This window comes from Luteimonas rhizosphaerae (assembly GCF_002849595.1).
In the GTDB taxonomy this organism is placed as follows: Bacteria; Pseudomonadota; Gammaproteobacteria; order Xanthomonadales; family Xanthomonadaceae; genus Luteimonas; species Luteimonas cellulosilyticus.
Genome location: NZ_NRQR01000013.1, coordinates 267,647 through 283,808 on the forward strand (window position 1 = coordinate 267,647; position 16,162 = coordinate 283,808).

Here is a 16,162-nt window from a genome sequence, read left to right on the forward strand (position 1 = left end):
GCCGGGCCGTGAGCGTCGCGCGCGGATGAAGCGCGGATGAGCCGTCATTGCCGCTGCCCCGGGTCGCGGGGCATTCACGCCGGGAAGCGCATAAAATGAACGGCTTAGCCTAACGGAAAAGGCCGCCCCCGGATATGGTCCAGAGCGCCTCCAGCCCCGCCACGACGGCATTCGCAGACAGCGGCCGCCGCGTGTTCGACATCGAAATCGACGGCCTGCGGGCGGTCGCCGCGCGCCTCGACGGCGCCTTCGCGGCGGCCTGCAGCGCGATGCTCGCCTGCACCGGGCGCGTCGTCTGCACGGGGATGGGCAAATCGGGCCACGTGGCGCGCAAGATCGCCGCGACCCTGGCCTCGACCGGCACGCCCGCCTTCTACGTGCATCCGGGCGAAGCGGGCCACGGCGACCTCGGCATGATCACCGATGCCGACGTGGTGCTGGCGCTGTCGTATTCCGGCGAGTCCGACGAGATCCTGATGCTGCTGCCGGTGCTCAAGCGCCAGGGCAATCCCTTGATCGCGATGACCGGTCGTCCGAACTCGACGATGGCGACCGCCGCCGACGTGCATCTCGACATCAGCGTGCCGGCCGAGGCCTGCCCGCTCGCGCTGGCGCCGACAGCCAGCACCACGGCGTCGCTGGCGATGGGCGACGCGCTCGCGGTGGCGTTGCTCGACGCACGCGGCTTCACCGCCGACGACTTCGCCCGCTCGCATCCGGCCGGCGCGCTCGGCCGCCGGTTGCTGCTGCACATCCGGGACGTCATGCACGGCGGCGACGAGATCCCCGCGATCGGCGCCGAGGCCTCGCTCGCCGATGCCCTGCTGGAGATGAGTCGCAAGCGGCTGGGGATGGCAGTGGTCGTCGACGATGCGCGGCGACTGCTGGGCCTCTACACCGATGGCGACCTGCGGCGTACCCTGACCGATCCCGCGATTGACGTCCGCAGCGCGCGCATCGCCGACGTGATGACGCGCGACCCGATCTTCGTCGATGCGGATGCACTCGCGGTCGAAGCGGCGCGCCTGATGGAAACGCGCAAGATCACGATGCTGCCGGTGCTCGATGCCGAGCGTCGGGGGGTCGGGGCCCTGAACATTCAGGACCTGTTGCGCGCGCGCGTGGTGTAACCGGCCTGGTCTGCGCCATGCCGCCCTTTTCGTCCGAAGCCGAGATCCGATCCCCGATGCCCAGCGCCATCCCGCCCTCCGCCGATGTGATCGCCCGCGCCGCCCGCGTGCGCCTGGCGTGCTTCGACGTCGACGGCACGCTCACCGACGGCCGGCTGGCGTTCGATTCCGACGGCCTCGAGACCAAGACCTTCCACGTCCACGACGGCCAGGGCCTGGTGCTGCTGCGCAAGTCGGGCATCGCCGTGGCGCTGGTCACGGCCCGCAAGGGCGGCATCGTCGAACGGCGCGCGGCCGAGCTCGACGTGGAAGCGCACGTGGCGGTCGGCGACAAGCTCGCGCGCGTCGAGGCGCTGTGCGACGCGCTGGACATCGGCCTCGACGAGGTCGCGTTCATGGGCGACGACCTGCCCGACGTGCGCGTCATGCGCGCGGTCGGACTGGCCGCCGCCCCGGCCGATGCCCACGCCTGCGTGGACGACGCGGTCCACTGGCGCGCCGAGGCGCGCGGCGGTCGCGGCGCCGCACGCGCGCTCTGCGATCTGATCCTGCAGGCCCAGGGCCGCCTGGACCGGATCCACGCCGACGGACGCGTGTCGTGAGCTGGCGCGGCGTGCTCACGCTGGTGCTACTGATCGGCGCGCTGGTCTCCGGCTGGTCCGCGTGGCGGCAGAAGGACGATGTCGATGCGACCGGCACCGCGCCGATGCGGACCGATTACCTGCTGCGGGATTTCGATCTCGTCGCGCTCGACAGCACCGGCGTCGAGGCCTTCGCGCTGCAGGCGCCCGAACTGCAGCAGACGCCCGGCGCACGCACCCTGGAGCTGACCACCCCGTTCTTCCAGGTGCCCGACGAGAACGGCGAGCGCTGGGAGATCCGCTCGGCGACCGGCTGGGTGTCCGACGACAACGAAGAGGTACGGCTGCGCGGCAACGTCACCGCCGACAGCCCGCCCGGCGGCTCCCGACCGACGAAGATGGAAACCGAGGAACTGAACGTGTTCCCCCAGCGCAACCAGGCGACGTCCGACGTCCTGGTGAACGTGCTGCAGCGGGGCTCTACAATGCAGGGCATCGGCATGCGCGCCGACCTCGAGACCGGACGGATCGAGCTCCTCTCACAGGTGAAACTCCGCAATGACCCGACTTCCCGCTAGCCTGCTGCTGATCGCCGCGATCGCCGTGCCCGTCGGCGCGACTGCGAAGACGTCCGACCGCAACCAGACCCTCGGCGTCGATGCGGACAGCAGCGACTGTTCGACCGACGAGCGCGCGCCGTGCATCTTCACCGGCAGCGTCGAGATCCGGCAGGGCACGCTGGAGATCAAGTCGGCGCGCGTCGATGTCCGCCGCAGCAACGGCGAGATCCAGCGCACCATCCTGACCGGCTCGCCGGTGCGGATGCGTCAGCAGATGGACGACGGCGGCTGGGTCGATGCGACCGCCGCGCAGGCCGATTACAACCTGCCCACCGACACCGTGGTGCTGACCGGCAACGCGGTCGTCAACCAGCCGGGCCGCGGCAAGATGGAAGGCCAGCGCATCGTCTACAACATGTCCACCGGCCAGGTCCAGGGCGGCGGCGAAGGCCAGGGTCGCGTGCGCATGCAGTTCGAACCGCGCAACCGGCAACCGGCCGCGGGCGCGGCGCAGGGCGGCGGCTGATGCTGGTCGCCGAGGGTCTGCGCAAGCGCTACAAGCAGCGCGAGGTCGTCAAGGAATTCGGGCTGACGCTCGAAGCCGGCGAAGTCGTCGGCCTGCTCGGCCCGAACGGCGCGGGCAAGACGACCTGCTTCTACATGATCGTCGGCCTGGTGCCGGCGGATGCCGGGCGCATCGTCCTCGACGGCCACGACATCACCGCCGAACCCATGTACACGCGTGCCAAGCGCGGTGTCGGGTACCTGCCGCAGGAACCGTCGGTATTCCGCAAGCTCAGCGTCGCCGACAACATCATGCTGGTGCTGGAGCTGCGCGACGATCTCGACAAGGCCGGCCGTCTGAAGCAGCTGTCGGAGCTGATGGACGAGCTGCAGATCAGCCATGTCGCCGACCAGGCCGGCGCCAGCCTGTCGGGCGGCGAACGGCGGCGCGTCGAGATCGCCCGCGCGCTTGCCGCCAACCCGCGGATGATCCTGCTCGACGAACCTTTCGCCGGCGTCGACCCGATCTCGGTCGGCGAGATCCAGCGCATCGTCACGCACCTGAAGGAGCGCGGCATTGGTGTGCTGATCACCGATCACAACGTCCGCGAGACCTTGGGCATTTGCGACCGGGCGTATATCCTCAGCGACGGTGGTGTGCTCGCGCAGGGGGCTCCGGACGCGCTGCTGGCAAATCCCGACGTGCGCCGGGTCTATCTGGGGGAATCCTTCCGTCTGTAACCCGCGCGACCACTCGGGCATGGAGCTCCGGGAACATGAAGCCGCGTTTGCAGACATCGCTGGGGCAACATCTGGTCCTGACGCCGCAGTTGCGTCAGGCCCTGCATCTGTTGCAGCTGTCGTCGGTGGAACTCGAGGCCGAAATCACCGCGGCAGTGGAAAGCAACCCGCTGCTGGACTGGGAAGAACCCGAACCGATTACGGTCAGCGCCACTAGCGAGCGCACGTCCGACGAACGTCGCGACGAACGCAGCGCTAGCGACGAAGCGCCGGTGGTCGACGGCGACACGCAAGGCTGGGACCCGGCCGACGACACCTGGTACGACCGCGCCGGACAGGGCGGCGGCGGTGGCGGCGACCAGGACGGCGATGGCGATCCCGCCGATCGCATGATCCAGTCCGAAACGCTGCAGGACCATCTGTCCTGGCAGCTGCATCTCAGCCCCATGTCGCCCCGGGACCGCAACATCGGCGCGGCGCTGATCGATGCCATCGACGACGACGGCTACCTGCGCGAACCGCTCGACGAAATCGCCACCGCGCTGCTGCCCGAAACCCGCTGCAGCGCGGCGGAAATCGCGACCGTGCTGTGCCGGATCCAGCGCTTCGACCCGCCCGGCGTGGGGGCGCGCGACCTCGGCGAATGCCTGGCGCTGCAGTTGCGCCTGCTGTCCGACGACACCCCCGGCAAGGCGCTGGCCGTACGCACGGTGCACGAATGCATCGAACGCCTCCCACGGCTCGGCACCAAGGGCCTCGCCGACGTGCTGGGCTGCAGCCTCGAGGACGCGGGAACGGCGCTGCACCTGCTGCGCACGCTCGATCCCAAGCCCGGCGCGCAGGTCGGCCACATTCCGCACGACAATTACGTGACGCCCGACTGCGTCATCACCCGACACAACGGCCTGTGGCGGGTGACGCTCGCGGGGAGCCACATGCCGCGGCTGACCGTGCACCGTGGTTACGAGCAGATGATCCAGCACGCGGGTGCGACCGATGCCGGTTACCTGCGCGGACGCCTGCAGGAGGCGCGCTGGCTGCTGAAAAACCTGGAAGCGCGCGGCGAAACCCTGCTGAAGGTGGTGCGTTGTCTCGCGCGCCAGCAATCCGGTTTCCTGGAATTCGGCGCACGCGCGCTGAGACCGCTGACGCTGCGCGAAGTCGCCGAGGAAATCGGCATGCACGAGTCCACGGTGTCGCGCGCGGTCGCGCGCAAGTACGTGCACACGCCGCGCGGCACGCTGTCGCTGAAGGCCTTCTTCGACTCCGGCGTCGGCACCGAAGGCGGCGGGGAAGCCTCGAGCACCGCGATCCAGCAGATGATCCGCACCCTGGTCGATGCCGAAGATCCGCGCAAACCCTTGTCGGATGCGCGTTTGGCCGAGCTGCTGAAGGCCTCCGGCGTGCCGGTCGCACGCCGCACGGTGGCCAAGTACCGCGAAGCGATCCACATCGCGTCGTCGCACGAGCGCGTTCGCATCGCCTGAACTCTTGGCGGCATACGGTGTCCATGGAGAGCGCGACGAAGCGCCGCTTGCGCGGCACCCCGCCTGCGCTACTCTGTCCTGGATCGCCCGCGATCGTTGGCGGTCCTTCCCACATCGTAGAAGGAGGTTGCCGATGCATGTCGAAACCCATGGCCACCAGATCGAGGTGACGCCCGCGCTGCGCGATTACGTGGAAACCAAGCTGCAGCGACTCGCGCGTCACTTCGAGCGGCCGCTCGACGTCCGCACCCAGCTCAGCCTCGACAAGCCCAACCACAAGGCCGAGGCCACCGTCGCGATCGCCGGCAAGACCCTGCACGCCGATGCCAGCGCGGTCGACATGTATGCCGCCATCGACCTGCTCGCCGACAAGCTCGACCGGCTGGTGCTCAAGCATCGCAAGAAGACCGTCGACCATCATCGTGGCGAGAGCCCTGCACGCGACGGCAGTTTCGGCTAGGCTGCTGCTCCGCTCGAATTCGCCCCCGGGGCCACCGCGGCATGCCATTTCCCGATCTGCTTGCGGCCGACCGCATTGTCATGCTGGTGGCTCCCGGTTCCCGGGACGTCGTGCTGGATACCGCAGCACGACTCCTCGCCGGCAATTCCCCGTCCACGACCCCGTTGCTCGCACAGGCGCTGCGCGACCGCGAGCAGCTGGGCAGCACCGGCATCGGTCGTGGCGTCGCCATCCCGCATGCCCGCAGCACCGCGTTCCGTGAACCCCGCGCGGCGTTCCTGCGCCTGTCGCATCCGATCGACTTCGGCGCCGGCGACGGCGAACCGGTCGATCTGGTGTTCGCCATGTGCGTCCCGGACCACCAGGTCGAACAGCATCTCGATTACCTGGCGAGCCTGGTGGAGCGCTTCTCGGATACGGAGTTCCGCGAAGCGCTGCGCGACGCCGCGGACCTGCCGCGCCTGCGCAGCCTCCTGCTCGACGGCGTGCAGCCCCGCGTGCCTGCGGCGGGCTGAGCGATGAACGCGAGCATCCACGCCCAGGAACTCTTCAACCAGCTGCAGGACCGCCTCGGCCTGCGCTGGATCGCAGGCCAGCAGGGCGCGCATCGCGTGCTGGAAGCGGTCGAGACGATCGCGCGCCGCCCGTCGCTGGCCGGCTATCTCAACATCATCTATCCGAACAAGGTCCAGATCCTCGGCACCGAGGAACTGTCGTGGCTCGACGGTCTGGATTCGCGCCTGCGCTGGGAAACCATCGAGCGGATGATCCAGTACCGCCCGCTGGCACTCGTCATCAGCAAGGACCAGCCCTGCCCCGAAGACCTGCGCGAGGCGGCCGAGGAATCGCACACCCCGCTGTGGACCTCGCCCAATCGCGGTCACGAACTGCTCAACCTCGTGCAGTACCACCTCGCGCGGGTGTTGGCACCGCGGATCACCCTGCATGGCGTCTTCATGGAGGTGTATTCGATCGGCGTGCTGATCACCGGCGAGTCGGGCTCGGGCAAGAGCGAACTGGCGCTGGAGCTGATCACCCGCGGCCATCGTCTGGTCGCCGACGACGCGCCGGAATTCACCCAGATCGCGCCCGATGTGCTCGACGGCGCCTGCCCCGAGCTGCTGCAGGACCTGCTGGAACTGCGCGGCCTCGGCGTGCTCAACATCCGCGAGATGTTCGGCGACACCGCGGTGAAGCGGAACAAGTACCTGCGCCTGATCATCCACCTCAGCCGCCCCAACGAGATGCCGGCCGATGGCGACGGCATGATCCGGCTGACCGGCGATCTCGGCCTGCGCCGGGTGCTCGATCTCGACGTGCCGCTGATCACCCTGCCCGTCGCGCCCGGCCGCAACCTCGCGGTACTGGCGGAAGCCGCTGCGCGCACGCACATCCTGCGCACCAAGGGGCTGGATCCGGCGGCGGCATTCCTCGCGCGTCATTCGCAATTCCTCGAGCGCGGCGCGCCGTGAGTACGCCGCGTCCCGACACACCGCCGCCGTCCTTCTACGTCGTCAGCGGCCTGTCGGGCAGCGGCAAATCGGTCGCGCTGCGGACGTTCGAGGATCTCGACTTCTACTGCGTCGACAACCTGCCGGCGGAACTGCTGGCCGATTTCGTCCGCAACGTCACCCGCGCCGACGATCCACCGCGCCGCCTGGCCGTCGGCATCGACGTGCGCAACCGCCACAACGACCTGGCCAACGTGCCCGGCTGGCTGGCCCAGGTCGGCAGCCTCGGGCTGGACCCGCGCCTGGTCTTCTTCGAGACCGGCGACGAGGTGCTGCTGCGGCGCTTCGCCGACACCCGTCGGCGCCATCCGCTGAGCCGCTTCGGTCTGTCGCTGGCCGATGCCATCACCTTGGAACGGCAGCTGCTGCGACCGCTGCGTGCGCTAGCCGACGTGGTCATCGACACCAGCGACCTCAACGTCCATCAACTGCGTCGCCGGGTCGTCACCGAGCTGGAACTCAATCTCGACGGGTCGGTGTCGCTGCTGTTCGAATCCTTCGCCTACCGGCGCGGCGTGCCGGCCGATGCCGACTTCGTGTTCGACGCGCGCGCCCTGCCGAACCCGCACTGGGACCCGAGGCTGCGCCCGCTGTCCGGGCGCGACGCCGACGTGCGCACCTATTTCGAAGCGCAGGACGATGTGGGCCAGTACGCGGACCAGGTCGGCGCGTTCCTCGACAACTGGCTGCCGCGCCTGAGCACCGGCACGCGCAGCTATGTCACCGTCGCCTTCGGCTGCAGCGGCGGTCGCCATCGATCGGTCTACCTGGCGGAACTGATGGCGCGGCGCGCGCGCGAGAACGGCTGGCGTGACGTCGCGACCTACCATCGCGAGCTCGACTGAACCGGTCGCGGTGCACGGCGCGATGCGGAGCCGCGACCGGCTCCACGCCCGAGCCGCGGGGGATGCAGCGTCGCGCTGTCAATGCTTCCGGGCGCTCCCCCGGCTCTGTTAACGTCCACGCATGGCCGTCGGCGTACTACTGATCACACACGAAGGAATCGGGTCCGCGATGCTCGCCGTCGCGACCCGTCTGATGACCCAGCTGCCGTTGCGGACCGAGGCGTTCGAAGTGCCCTTCGATGGCGATCCCGATGCCCTGCTGCCCCAGGCCAGCGCGATGCTGCGCAAGGTCGACGGCGGCGATGGCGTGCTGATCCTCACCGATCTCTACGGCGCCACGCCCAGCAACCTGGCGTCGGATCTCGCGCGCCTCGGCACTCCGGCACGACGCGTGTCCGCCCTGAGTCTGCCCATGCTGCTGCGGGTTATGAATTATCCTGAACTCGCGCTCGGCGACCTGCCGGCCACCGCCGCGGCGGGTGCCCGCAACGGTGTCCTGCTCGACGACGCCTGAGTGCACCACCCCTTTGCGTCCCCCGACGCTGTTCCAAGGACTGGCTGACATGATCGAACGCGAATTGCTCGTCGCCAACAAGCTCGGCCTGCATGCGCGCGCGACGGCGAAGCTGGTCCAGGTGCTGTCGGGTTTCCGCAGCAACGCGACCCTGATCGCCAAGGGCCGCGAGGTCAACGCCAAGAGCATCATGGGCGTCATGCTGCTGGCCGCCGGTCACGGTACCCAGGTCGTCCTGCGCGTCGACGGCGAGGACGAAGCCGAGGCCGCCGACGCCGCCGCGGCCCTGTTCGAGCGCAGGTTCGACGAGGAGAGCTGATGCGCCAGGCCCTGCACGGCAACGGGGCCGCGCGCGGCAACGCACTCGGTCGCGCCCGGGTCCGCGAGCCGCATGCGCTAGAGGTCGCCGAAATCCGCATCACCGCCGCGGAGGTTCCGGACGAGCTCGCGCGCCTCCACGCCGCGATCGACCAGGTCCGCACCGAAATCCGCGGCATGCGCACGCAGCTGCATGGCGCGCTGGCGCACGAGGTCGGCGAGTTCCTCGACCTGCACACCCTGCTGCTCGACGACCCCGAACTGCTGCAGGGGCTCGACGAGCTGGTCGGCAAGGGCCTGTACGGCGCCGACTATGCCCTGCGGCTGCAACGCGACCGGATCGCCGCGGTCTTCGAAGGCATGGAGGACGCGTATTTCCGCAGCCGCATCGAGGACATCGACCACGTCATCGGCCGCGTCCATGCCGCGCTGCATGCGCACGAGGCCGAGCTGCAGGGCGTCGCCGGCGAGATCCTGGTCACCGACGCCGTTGCGCCGTCGGAGATCGGACGCCTGCAGGCGCAGGGCGTGCTCGGCATCGTGACCTCGACGGGCAGCACGCTGTCGCATTCGGCCATCCTCGCGCGCAGCCTGCACCTGCCGCTGATCGTCAACGCGCCGCAGCTGATGCAGCAGGTCAACGACGGCGACGTCCTGGTCATCGACGGCACCACCGGCGACATCGTCATCGAGCCGAACGCCGACGACCTGCGCGCCTATCGTGGCCGCCTGCGCGAGGAGAAGCGCGAGCGCAAGCAGCTCAACCGCCTGCGCCGCGAACCCAGCAAGTCGATCGACGGCATCGACATCAAGCTCTTCGCCAATGCGGAATCGCGCGAGGACGTGGCCGAGTCGCACGCGCTCGGCGCGGCGGGCATCGGCCTGTACCGCACCGAATTCCTGTTCCTGCAGCGCGACCGCATTCCGGACGAGGAGGAGCAGTTCCGCGCCTACCGCGACGTCGTGCTCGGCATGACCGGCCGCAGCGTCACGATCCGCACGCTCGACATCGGCGCCGACAAGGCCGACAGCACCGGCCTGGCGCTGCGCGACGAACCGAATCCGGCGCTCGGCTTGCGTGGCGTGCGCCTGTCGATGGCGCGCGACGGCTTGCTGGAGACCCAGCTGCGCGCGATCGTGCGCGCGTCGGGCTACGGTCCGGTCCGCGTGCTGGTGCCCATGATCAGCGGCCGCGAGGAGATCATCGCGGTCAAGCGGATGCTCGCGCGCGTGCATGCCGACGTCCGTGCGGAGGGGCATGCGACGGCGGGCAAGCTGCCGCTCGGCGCGATGATCGAAGTGCCCTCCGCGGCGCTGGCGCTGTCGACCTTCGTGCGCGATCTCGACTTCCTGTCGATCGGCACCAACGACCTGGTCCAGTACCTGCTCGCGGCCGACCGCAACAACGATGCCCTCGGCGAGCTGTACACGCCGCTGCATCCGGCGCTGCTGCGGCTGCTGCACAACGTCGTGCGCACCGCACGTGCGCGCGCCATCCCGGTGTCGGTCTGCGGCGAGATCGCCGGCGACGCACGGTTCGCGCCGCTGCTGCTCGCGTTGGGCCTCGAGGAACTGAGCCTGCACCCGGCCACGCTGCTCGAGGTCCGCCGGGCGATCCGCGGCCTCGATCTCGGCGCGCTGCGCGCCCGCGCACCGGCGCTGCTGCGCGCCCGAGACCGTGCGGGCATCCTGCGCTGGCTCGAGGCGGCGCAACCGCTGCACGTGCCCGCCTGATCACGGTCGCGTCCGCACGCACCGCGGCACGCTGCGCACGTCCCCTCGACCGCCGACGCGTCGACTCGGGCGCACCACGGCACTCGTGCAGCGGCGCGAACGCAGGCGCCCGGCGGGGTGGGCAGATCGCGGACGAGCGCGGATAATGCGCGCATGAACGCCCCACGCTGATCACCCGCAGTCGCGCGGATTCGTCGCGACGCGCAACGGAAGCATTCCATGGCCGAAGCCGTCCGCCACGACAAGACCGCGCGTCAGCTGCGTCTGCTCTCCGACGCGCTCGACAGCGGGCGCCTGGGTCCGGTCCGCCGTCTCGTCAACACGCTGGCGCCGGCGGAGATCGGCAACCTCCTCGAGTCCCTGCCGCACGACAAGCGCATCGTCGTCTGGGGCCTGGTCGACGCCGAGGACGATGGCGAGGTGTTGGTCCACGTCGGCGACGAGGTCCGCGAGAGTCTGATCGCGGACATGGATCCCGACGAGCTGGTCGCGGCGGTCGAGGATCTCGACATCGACGATCTGGCCGATCTCGTCGAAGACCTGCCCGGCGCGGTGATCGACGAGCTGCTGCGCTCGATGGACCGCGAGAACCGGGAACGCCTCGAGCAGGTGCTGTCGTATCCGGAAGACACCGCCGGCCGCCTGATGAATCCGGACGTCGTGACGGTGCGGGCCGATACCACCGTCGACGTCGTGCTGCGCTTCCTGCGCCTGCGCGGCGAACTGCCCGACCACACCGACCACCTCTACGTCGTCAACCGGCGCCACCAGCTGATCGGCTGGGTCGCGCTGCAGGATCTGGTCACGCGCGATCCGGGGACGCCGATCAACAAGCTCATCGACGACGAACTCGATTCGATCCACGTCGACGAGTCCGCCGAGGAGGTCGCGCGCCTTTTCTCCGACAACGACTGGGTGTCCGCGCCGGTCGTCGACGACGGCAACGTGCTGCTCGGCCGCATCACCGTCGACGACGTCGTCGACATCATCCGCGAGCAGGCCGAGCACCAGGCGCTCGGCGCCGCCGGCCTCGACGAGGACGAGGACCTGTTCTCGCCGATCAGGCGCGCCGTGCGCGGCCGTGTGGTGTGGCTCGGCATCAACCTGCTGACGGCCTTCATGGCGGCGTTCGTCATCGGCCGCTTCGAGGCCACGATCGAACAGGTCGTCGCGCTGGCGGTGTTGATGCCGATCGTCGCCGGCATCGGCGGCAACGCCGCGGTGCAGGTGTTGACGTTGATGGTGCGCGGCATCGCGCTCGGCCAGGTCGGCGCCAGCAATGCGCGCATCCTGCTGTGGAAGGAACTGCGCGTCGCGCTGATCAACGGCCTGCTGATCGGTGCACTGGTCGGCCTGGTCGCGCTGGTGTGGTTCGGCGACTGGGTGCTGTCGCTGGTGATCTTCACCGCGCTGGTGATCAATTTCTGTTCCGCGGCGACCGCGGGCGTGCTGCTGCCGCTGCTGCTCAAGCGCATGCGCGTGGATCCCGCCGTCGCGGGCACCGTCGTCGTGACCGCGGTGACCGACATCATGGGGTTCTTCAGCTTCCTCGGCCTCGCCACGGCCATCATGCTGCGCTGAGGCCGGACCGGCGATGCCTGCCCCGTCGCAACTCGGCAAGGTCGCCAGCTGGAACGACGACCGCGGTTACGGCTTCGTGGTGCCGCTCGACGCCGGCGACGGCCCCGAGCGCCTGTTCTTCCATGTGCGCGATTACACGCAGGCGGGCCGCCGACCGGAGATCGGCGAGCTGGTGCGTTACACGCCCGCCCGGCAGGCCGATGGCCGTTGGCGCGCCGGCAATGTCGTACGCACCGTCCCGGCCGCCACGCGCCGAAGTGGACGTCGACATCCGGCTTCGACGGCGAAACGCGCGGCGTTCTGGCCGATGACAGTGCTGATCGCGTCGTGGGCCGCGGCCTGGTGGTGGGCGGTCCACACCGATCGGGCGGCGATTGCGGTGTTACCCGGTCTGCTGACACTCAATCTCGTGACCTTCGGCCTGTACGCGTTCGACAAGCGCGCGGCCCAGTCCGGCCAGCGTCGCGTGCCGGAAACGCAGCTGCACCTGTGCGAACTGCTCGGCGGCTGGCCGGCCGCGTGGTGGGCGCAGCGCCGGTTCCGCCACAAGACCAACAAGCGCAGCTACCGTATCGGCTACTGGGCGATGACGACGCTGCACCTGCTCGCCCTCGTACTCTGGCTCGCCGCCTGACGGCGACGCCGCCCCGGGAGAATTCCGCATGGCTTCACCTTCGATTTCGTTGCCCCGTCGGCACGCCCTGCAACGCCTCGCCTTGCTCGGCGTCGGCAGCGCCGCATGGCTCGCGGGCTGCAGCGCGATGCCGGTCGCCGGCGCACCCGGCGCGTTCGTGCGTCGCGTGATCCGCTCCGGCGGCCGCGACGACGCCTACCAGGTCTTCGTGCCCGCCGCGGCGCACCCACGTCCCTTGCCGGTGGTGCTGTTCCTGCACGGCTCGGGCGAGCGCGGTGACGATGGCGAGCGGCAGACGCAGTCCGGTCTGGGCCCGTATCTCCACGTGCATGCGGCGACGTTTCCCGCGCTCGCGGTTTTCCCGCAATCGCCCGAAGGCGCTTCCTGGGAAGGCGACGTGGCGACGATGGCGCTCGCCGCGCTCGACGCCGCGAGCCTCGAATTCGGGGGTGATGTCCGACGGACGACGCTCACCGGCATGTCGCGCGGCGGCTACGGCACGTGGTCGCTGGCCCTGCGTGCGCCGGAACGGTTCGCCGCTCTCGTGCCGGTGTGTGGCGGCATCACGCCGCCGGGAACGCGCGACGATCTCGGCGATCTGCGGGTCGAATCCGTACAGGACGCGGCCGATCCCTTCGCCGAGGCCGCCCAGCGCCTGCGCAACATTCCCAGCTGGGTGTTCCACGGCGCGCGCGATGATCTGGTCCCGCCCGAACAGTCGCGGCGCATGGTCGCGGCACTGCAGCGTGCCGGCGCGACGACGCGCTATACGGAGTTCCCGGACGCCAACCACAACAGCTGGGATCCCGCGTACGCGACCGAGGCGTTGTGGCCGTGGCTGTTCGCGCAGCGGCGATGAGTCAACGCACCGTCAGGCGCGCATGCGGCGCGCGATCGCACTGAGCCCCGCGATCCCGCCCGTCAGGGCCGCCATCGACAGGAACTGCATCCGCGTGTCGGGCGTGGCGATCAGCATCGTGAAGATCACCGCGAGCACGCCGAGCGCGCACAGCGTCGGGACCGGGAACGCGCGCATGCGGAATGGCAACGGCGTCCCCGCACGGTCCGCGCGGCGGCGCAGGATCAGCTGTGACACCAGCGCCATCGTCCAGACCAGCAGGCAGGTCGCGCCGACGACGTTGAGCATCATCGGCAATACGCGGCCCGGAAAACGCAGCTCCAGCGCGGTCGCCAGAAAGCCGAACGACACGCTGGCCAGCACCGCGACGACCGGCACGTTGCGTCGATCACTGCGCCCCAGCAACGCGGGCGCTTCGCCGCGGCGCGCCAGCGACCAGATCATCCGCGACGCGCCATAGAGATTCGCGTTGAGCGCCGACAGCAACGCGATCACCGCGACCAGCGTGATCGCCGTCGCCGCGCCCGGGATGCGCGCGACCTCCAGCACCGCCGCGAACGGCGACGACAGCGCCGTGCTGTCCCACGGCACCACCGCGACGATGACGGCGATCGATCCGATGTAGAACACGAGGATGCGCCATGCGACGGTCCGGATCGCGCGCGCGATGCTGCGCGAAGGATCGTCGGTTTCCGCAGCGGCCACGGCGACGATCTCGGTCCCGCCGAACGCGAAGACCACCACCAGCAGGGCCGCGCCGATGCCGGCGATTCCGCGCGGGGCGAAGCCGTCGTCGCCGAACACGTTCGACACGCCCGGCGACGCGACCTGCGGCAGCCAGCCGGACAGCAGCGCCGCGCCGATGCCGATGAAACCAAGGATCGCGAGCACCTTGAGGATCGCGAACCAGAACTCGAACTCGCCGAAATTGCGCACGCCGAGCAGATTGATCGCGGTGAACGCGATCATGAAGCCCAGCGACAGGCCCGGGACCGACAGCGAGGGCCAGAGACTCGCCAGCAGACCGGCAGCGCCCACGGCTTCGGCCGCGATGACGACCACCACCTGCAGCCACCAGAGCCAACCGACCGTCGCGCCCGCGGTCGGACCCATCGCATCCTCGGCATAGACCGAGAACGCACCGCTCGCCGGCTTGGCGGCCGCCATTTCGCCCAGCGCGTGCATCACCACGATGACCAGCGCGCCGGCCACCAGATACGAGATCAGGACCGCGGGCCCGGCGGCCTGCACACCCACGCCCGACCCCAGAAACAGGCCCGCGCCGATCGCGCTGCCCAGGCCCATCATGACCAGCTGCCGCGGCTTCAGCGCATGCGTCAACGCACCGTCGGACCGTGCAGGCCCGGCCGCGGCGGAACGGGAATCGGAAGGCGTCATGCGCGAAGGCTCAGCAACGAGAGGAGAGGCACGATACGCGGATGCGCGTGGTCGTGGACGTCAGGCCAGCAGCGTTTCTAGCACGGCCATCCGCACCGCGACGCCGTTGGCGACCTGCTGCAGGATCAGCGACTGCGGACCGTCCGCCACGTCGTCGACGATCTCGATGCCGCGATTCATCGGCCCGGGATGCAGAACGACCGCATCGCCTGCGGCCCGGCGCAGCCGATGCGTGGTGAGTCCGAAGTCGCGGTGATAGTCCTCGAGGGACGCGATCAGGCCCTCTTCCATGCGTTCGCGCTGCAGCCGCAACATCATCACGGCATCGACGCCCTCGAGCGCCGCATCCAGGTCATGCGTGACGACGCATCCGGTCAGGGTGGTGTCATCCGGCAGCAAGGCCGCTGGGCCGCAGACGCGGATCTCGCCGGCGCCCAGCGTGCGCAAGGCATGCAGATCGCTGCGCGCGACGCGCGAATGCCGCACGTCGCCGACGATCGCGATCTTGAGCGCGGAGAAATCGGTGCCCTTGGCCTGGCGCAGGGTCAGCATGTCGAGCAGTCCTTGGGTGGGGTGCGCACTGCGGCCGTCGCCGGCGTTGATCAGCGCGGTTCCGGGCGCCGCGACCGCGGCAAGCTTCGCGACGGCGCCGTCCTCGGCATGACGCACCACAAAGCCGCGAACGCCCATGGCTTCGATGTTCTTCAGGGTATCGATCGCGGTTTCGCCCTTGGTCGTCGACGAGGTCGACGCATCGAAACTCAGGACATCGCCGCCGAGACGCTGCACGGCGCGCTGGAAACTCAGGCGCGTCCGCGTCGACGGTTCGAAGAAGAGGGTGCAGACGGCGGTTCCCGCTAGGCGTGCAGAAGACGCATCGCCGTCACGCATGGCCTGTGCCAGCTCCAGCAACGCCACCAGCTGTCGCTGCGGCAGTCCCTCGAGTGTGAGCAGGTGACGCAGGGAACTGTCGGAATCGAAGGGCGGAATCATGTGGTGGCTAGGTCTGGAGATCGCGACATTGTCCTGCTTTCGTGGACCAGGAGCGAGCACGAGCCGGTCACGACTTCGAGTGCACCGCGATGTCGCGCCTCAACGGCGAACCTAATGCGTCATATGACGCAGATCGTTTCGAGGCGACGGTCGGTGCTCGGGGCTACCGTGCGTCGTGAGTCTCTCGTCGTAGCAAGGCGTGGGTTGGGGGCATACCGCGGGCAAGGTGCGGCGCTCGCCTGGCGTGGCGATCTCCGTTCTGTTGGATCAGGTGCTCTGCTGCACTGGCGTTCGATCGCTCGCCCCGATGCC

The 16,162-nt window shown here is 69.5% G+C and carries 18 protein-coding genes; 16 read left to right on the top strand and 2 right to left on the bottom strand.

Features of this window, described 5'->3' with window-relative positions:
* The first annotated feature begins 134 nt into the window (after positions 1 to 134).
* From CJ022_RS07095 to CJ022_RS07170, 16 genes are all read left to right on the top strand, one after another.
* A complete protein-coding gene (locus CJ022_RS07095) occupies positions 135 to 1,130 on the top strand; it encodes a KpsF/GutQ family sugar-phosphate isomerase (RefSeq protein ID WP_101925950.1) in 996 nt (331 codons plus the stop codon).
* A 56-nt stretch (positions 1,131 to 1,186) separates the two neighbouring features.
* Positions 1,187 to 1,732, top strand: a complete 546-nt coding sequence (locus CJ022_RS07100; protein ID WP_101925951.1) for a KdsC family phosphatase — start codon at positions 1,187 to 1,189, stop codon at positions 1,730 to 1,732.
* The gene (gene lptC, locus CJ022_RS07105) at positions 1,729 to 2,289 is read left to right on the top strand and encodes an LPS export ABC transporter periplasmic protein LptC (RefSeq protein WP_158238370.1); all 561 of its coding nucleotides are present in this window, start codon (positions 1,729 to 1,731) and stop codon (positions 2,287 to 2,289) included. The genes CJ022_RS07100 and lptC overlap by 4 nt, the downstream gene beginning before the upstream one ends.
* Entirely contained in the window at positions 2,270 to 2,797 is a 528-nt protein-coding gene (gene lptA / locus CJ022_RS07110; protein ID WP_101925953.1) for a lipopolysaccharide transport periplasmic protein LptA, read from the top strand. The genes lptC and lptA overlap by 20 nt, the downstream gene beginning before the upstream one ends.
* Entirely contained in the window at positions 2,797 to 3,516 is a 720-nt protein-coding gene (lptB, locus tag CJ022_RS07115; RefSeq protein WP_101925954.1) for an LPS export ABC transporter ATP-binding protein, read from the top strand. The genes lptA and lptB overlap by 1 nt, the downstream gene beginning before the upstream one ends.
* A 35-nt stretch (positions 3,517 to 3,551) precedes the next feature.
* A complete protein-coding gene (locus CJ022_RS07120; protein WP_101925955.1) occupies positions 3,552 to 5,003 on the top strand; it encodes an RNA polymerase factor sigma-54 in 1,452 nt (483 codons plus the stop codon).
* 133 nt (positions 5,004 to 5,136) lie between these two features.
* Positions 5,137 to 5,463, top strand: coding sequence for a ribosome hibernation-promoting factor, HPF/YfiA family (gene hpf / locus CJ022_RS07125; RefSeq protein ID WP_101925956.1), 327 nt, complete (start codon positions 5,137 to 5,139; stop codon positions 5,461 to 5,463).
* Positions 5,464 to 5,504: 41 nt separating this feature from the next.
* Positions 5,505 to 5,978, top strand: coding sequence for a PTS sugar transporter subunit IIA (locus tag CJ022_RS07130; protein ID WP_101925957.1), 474 nt, complete (start codon positions 5,505 to 5,507; stop codon positions 5,976 to 5,978).
* Positions 5,979 to 5,981: 3 nt separating this feature from the next.
* Positions 5,982 to 6,935, top strand: coding sequence for an HPr(Ser) kinase/phosphatase (hprK, locus tag CJ022_RS07135; RefSeq protein ID WP_101925958.1), 954 nt, complete (start codon positions 5,982 to 5,984; stop codon positions 6,933 to 6,935).
* Positions 6,932 to 7,819 carry an RNase adapter RapZ gene (gene rapZ / locus CJ022_RS07140; protein ID WP_101925959.1) on the top strand — a complete coding sequence of 296 codons (888 nt, stop codon included), beginning with the start codon at positions 6,932 to 6,934 and terminating at the stop codon, positions 7,817 to 7,819. Before hprK ends, rapZ begins: the two co-directional genes overlap by 4 nt.
* Before the next feature lie 121 nt (positions 7,820 to 7,940).
* Positions 7,941 to 8,333: a PTS sugar transporter subunit IIA gene (locus CJ022_RS07145; RefSeq protein ID WP_101925960.1), complete on the top strand. Its 393-nt coding sequence runs from the start codon at positions 7,941 to 7,943 to the stop codon at positions 8,331 to 8,333.
* 49 nt (positions 8,334 to 8,382) lie between these two features.
* Positions 8,383 to 8,652: an HPr family phosphocarrier protein gene (locus CJ022_RS07150; RefSeq protein WP_101925961.1), complete on the top strand. Its 270-nt coding sequence runs from the start codon at positions 8,383 to 8,385 to the stop codon at positions 8,650 to 8,652.
* Positions 8,652 to 10,385 carry a phosphoenolpyruvate--protein phosphotransferase gene (gene ptsP / locus CJ022_RS07155; RefSeq protein ID WP_101925962.1) on the top strand — a complete coding sequence of 578 codons (1,734 nt, stop codon included), beginning with the start codon at positions 8,652 to 8,654 and terminating at the stop codon, positions 10,383 to 10,385. The genes CJ022_RS07150 and ptsP overlap by 1 nt, the downstream gene beginning before the upstream one ends.
* Positions 10,386 to 10,604: 219 nt before the next feature.
* Positions 10,605 to 11,966 carry a magnesium transporter gene (mgtE, locus tag CJ022_RS07160; protein WP_101925963.1) on the top strand — a complete coding sequence of 454 codons (1,362 nt, stop codon included), beginning with the start codon at positions 10,605 to 10,607 and terminating at the stop codon, positions 11,964 to 11,966.
* A 13-nt stretch (positions 11,967 to 11,979) separates the two neighbouring features.
* Positions 11,980 to 12,600: a DUF1294 domain-containing protein gene (locus CJ022_RS07165; protein WP_101925964.1), complete on the top strand. Its 621-nt coding sequence runs from the start codon at positions 11,980 to 11,982 to the stop codon at positions 12,598 to 12,600.
* Positions 12,601 to 12,628: 28 nt separating this feature from the next.
* Positions 12,629 to 13,459 (top strand): carboxylesterase family protein, encoded by an 831-nt coding sequence (locus tag CJ022_RS07170; RefSeq protein WP_101925965.1) that lies wholly within the window; start codon positions 12,629 to 12,631, stop codon positions 13,457 to 13,459.
* Between the two features lie 12 nt (positions 13,460 to 13,471).
* Here the strand turns inward: CJ022_RS07170 and CJ022_RS07175 are convergent, their stop codons facing one another.
* On the bottom strand, positions 13,472 to 14,857 hold the full coding sequence (locus tag CJ022_RS07175; protein ID WP_101925966.1) for an amino acid permease: 1,386 nt from the start codon (positions 14,855 to 14,857) through the stop codon (positions 13,472 to 13,474).
* A gap of 60 nt (positions 14,858 to 14,917) precedes the next feature.
* The gene (locus CJ022_RS07180; protein ID WP_101925967.1) at positions 14,918 to 15,850 is read right to left on the bottom strand and encodes an aspartate carbamoyltransferase catalytic subunit; all 933 of its coding nucleotides are present in this window, start codon (positions 15,848 to 15,850) and stop codon (positions 14,918 to 14,920) included.
* Positions 15,851 to 16,162 lie beyond the last annotated feature (312 nt).

Excerpts from the sequence above, each read along its gene's own strand:
- CJ022_RS07095 (WP_101925950.1), top strand. The coding sequence starts at position 135 with ATGGTCCAGAGCGCCTCCAGCCCCGCCACGACGGCATTCGCAGACAGC.
- CJ022_RS07100 (WP_101925951.1), top strand. The coding sequence starts at position 1,187 with ATGCCCAGCGCCATCCCGCCCTCCGCCGATGTGATCGCCCGCGCCGCC.
- lptA (WP_101925953.1), top strand. The coding sequence starts at position 2,270 with ATGACCCGACTTCCCGCTAGCCTGCTGCTGATCGCCGCGATCGCCGTG.
- lptB (WP_101925954.1), top strand. The coding sequence starts at position 2,797 with ATGCTGGTCGCCGAGGGTCTGCGCAAGCGCTACAAGCAGCGCGAGGTC.
- CJ022_RS07120 (WP_101925955.1), top strand. The coding sequence starts at position 3,552 with ATGAAGCCGCGTTTGCAGACATCGCTGGGGCAACATCTGGTCCTGACG.
- hpf (WP_101925956.1), top strand. The coding sequence starts at position 5,137 with ATGCATGTCGAAACCCATGGCCACCAGATCGAGGTGACGCCCGCGCTG.
- CJ022_RS07130 (WP_101925957.1), top strand. The coding sequence starts at position 5,505 with ATGCCATTTCCCGATCTGCTTGCGGCCGACCGCATTGTCATGCTGGTG.
- hprK (WP_101925958.1), top strand. The coding sequence starts at position 5,982 with ATGAACGCGAGCATCCACGCCCAGGAACTCTTCAACCAGCTGCAGGAC.
- CJ022_RS07145 (WP_101925960.1), top strand. The coding sequence starts at position 7,941 with ATGGCCGTCGGCGTACTACTGATCACACACGAAGGAATCGGGTCCGCG.
- CJ022_RS07150 (WP_101925961.1), top strand. The coding sequence starts at position 8,383 with ATGATCGAACGCGAATTGCTCGTCGCCAACAAGCTCGGCCTGCATGCG.
- ptsP (WP_101925962.1), top strand. The coding sequence starts at position 8,652 with ATGCGCCAGGCCCTGCACGGCAACGGGGCCGCGCGCGGCAACGCACTC.
- mgtE (WP_101925963.1), top strand. The coding sequence starts at position 10,605 with ATGGCCGAAGCCGTCCGCCACGACAAGACCGCGCGTCAGCTGCGTCTG.
- CJ022_RS07165 (WP_101925964.1), top strand. The coding sequence starts at position 11,980 with ATGCCTGCCCCGTCGCAACTCGGCAAGGTCGCCAGCTGGAACGACGAC.
- CJ022_RS07170 (WP_101925965.1), top strand. The coding sequence starts at position 12,629 with ATGGCTTCACCTTCGATTTCGTTGCCCCGTCGGCACGCCCTGCAACGC.
- CJ022_RS07175 (WP_101925966.1), bottom strand. The coding sequence starts at position 14,857 with ATGACGCCTTCCGATTCCCGTTCCGCCGCGGCCGGGCCTGCACGGTCC.
- CJ022_RS07180 (WP_101925967.1), bottom strand. The coding sequence starts at position 15,850 with ATGATTCCGCCCTTCGATTCCGACAGTTCCCTGCGTCACCTGCTCACA.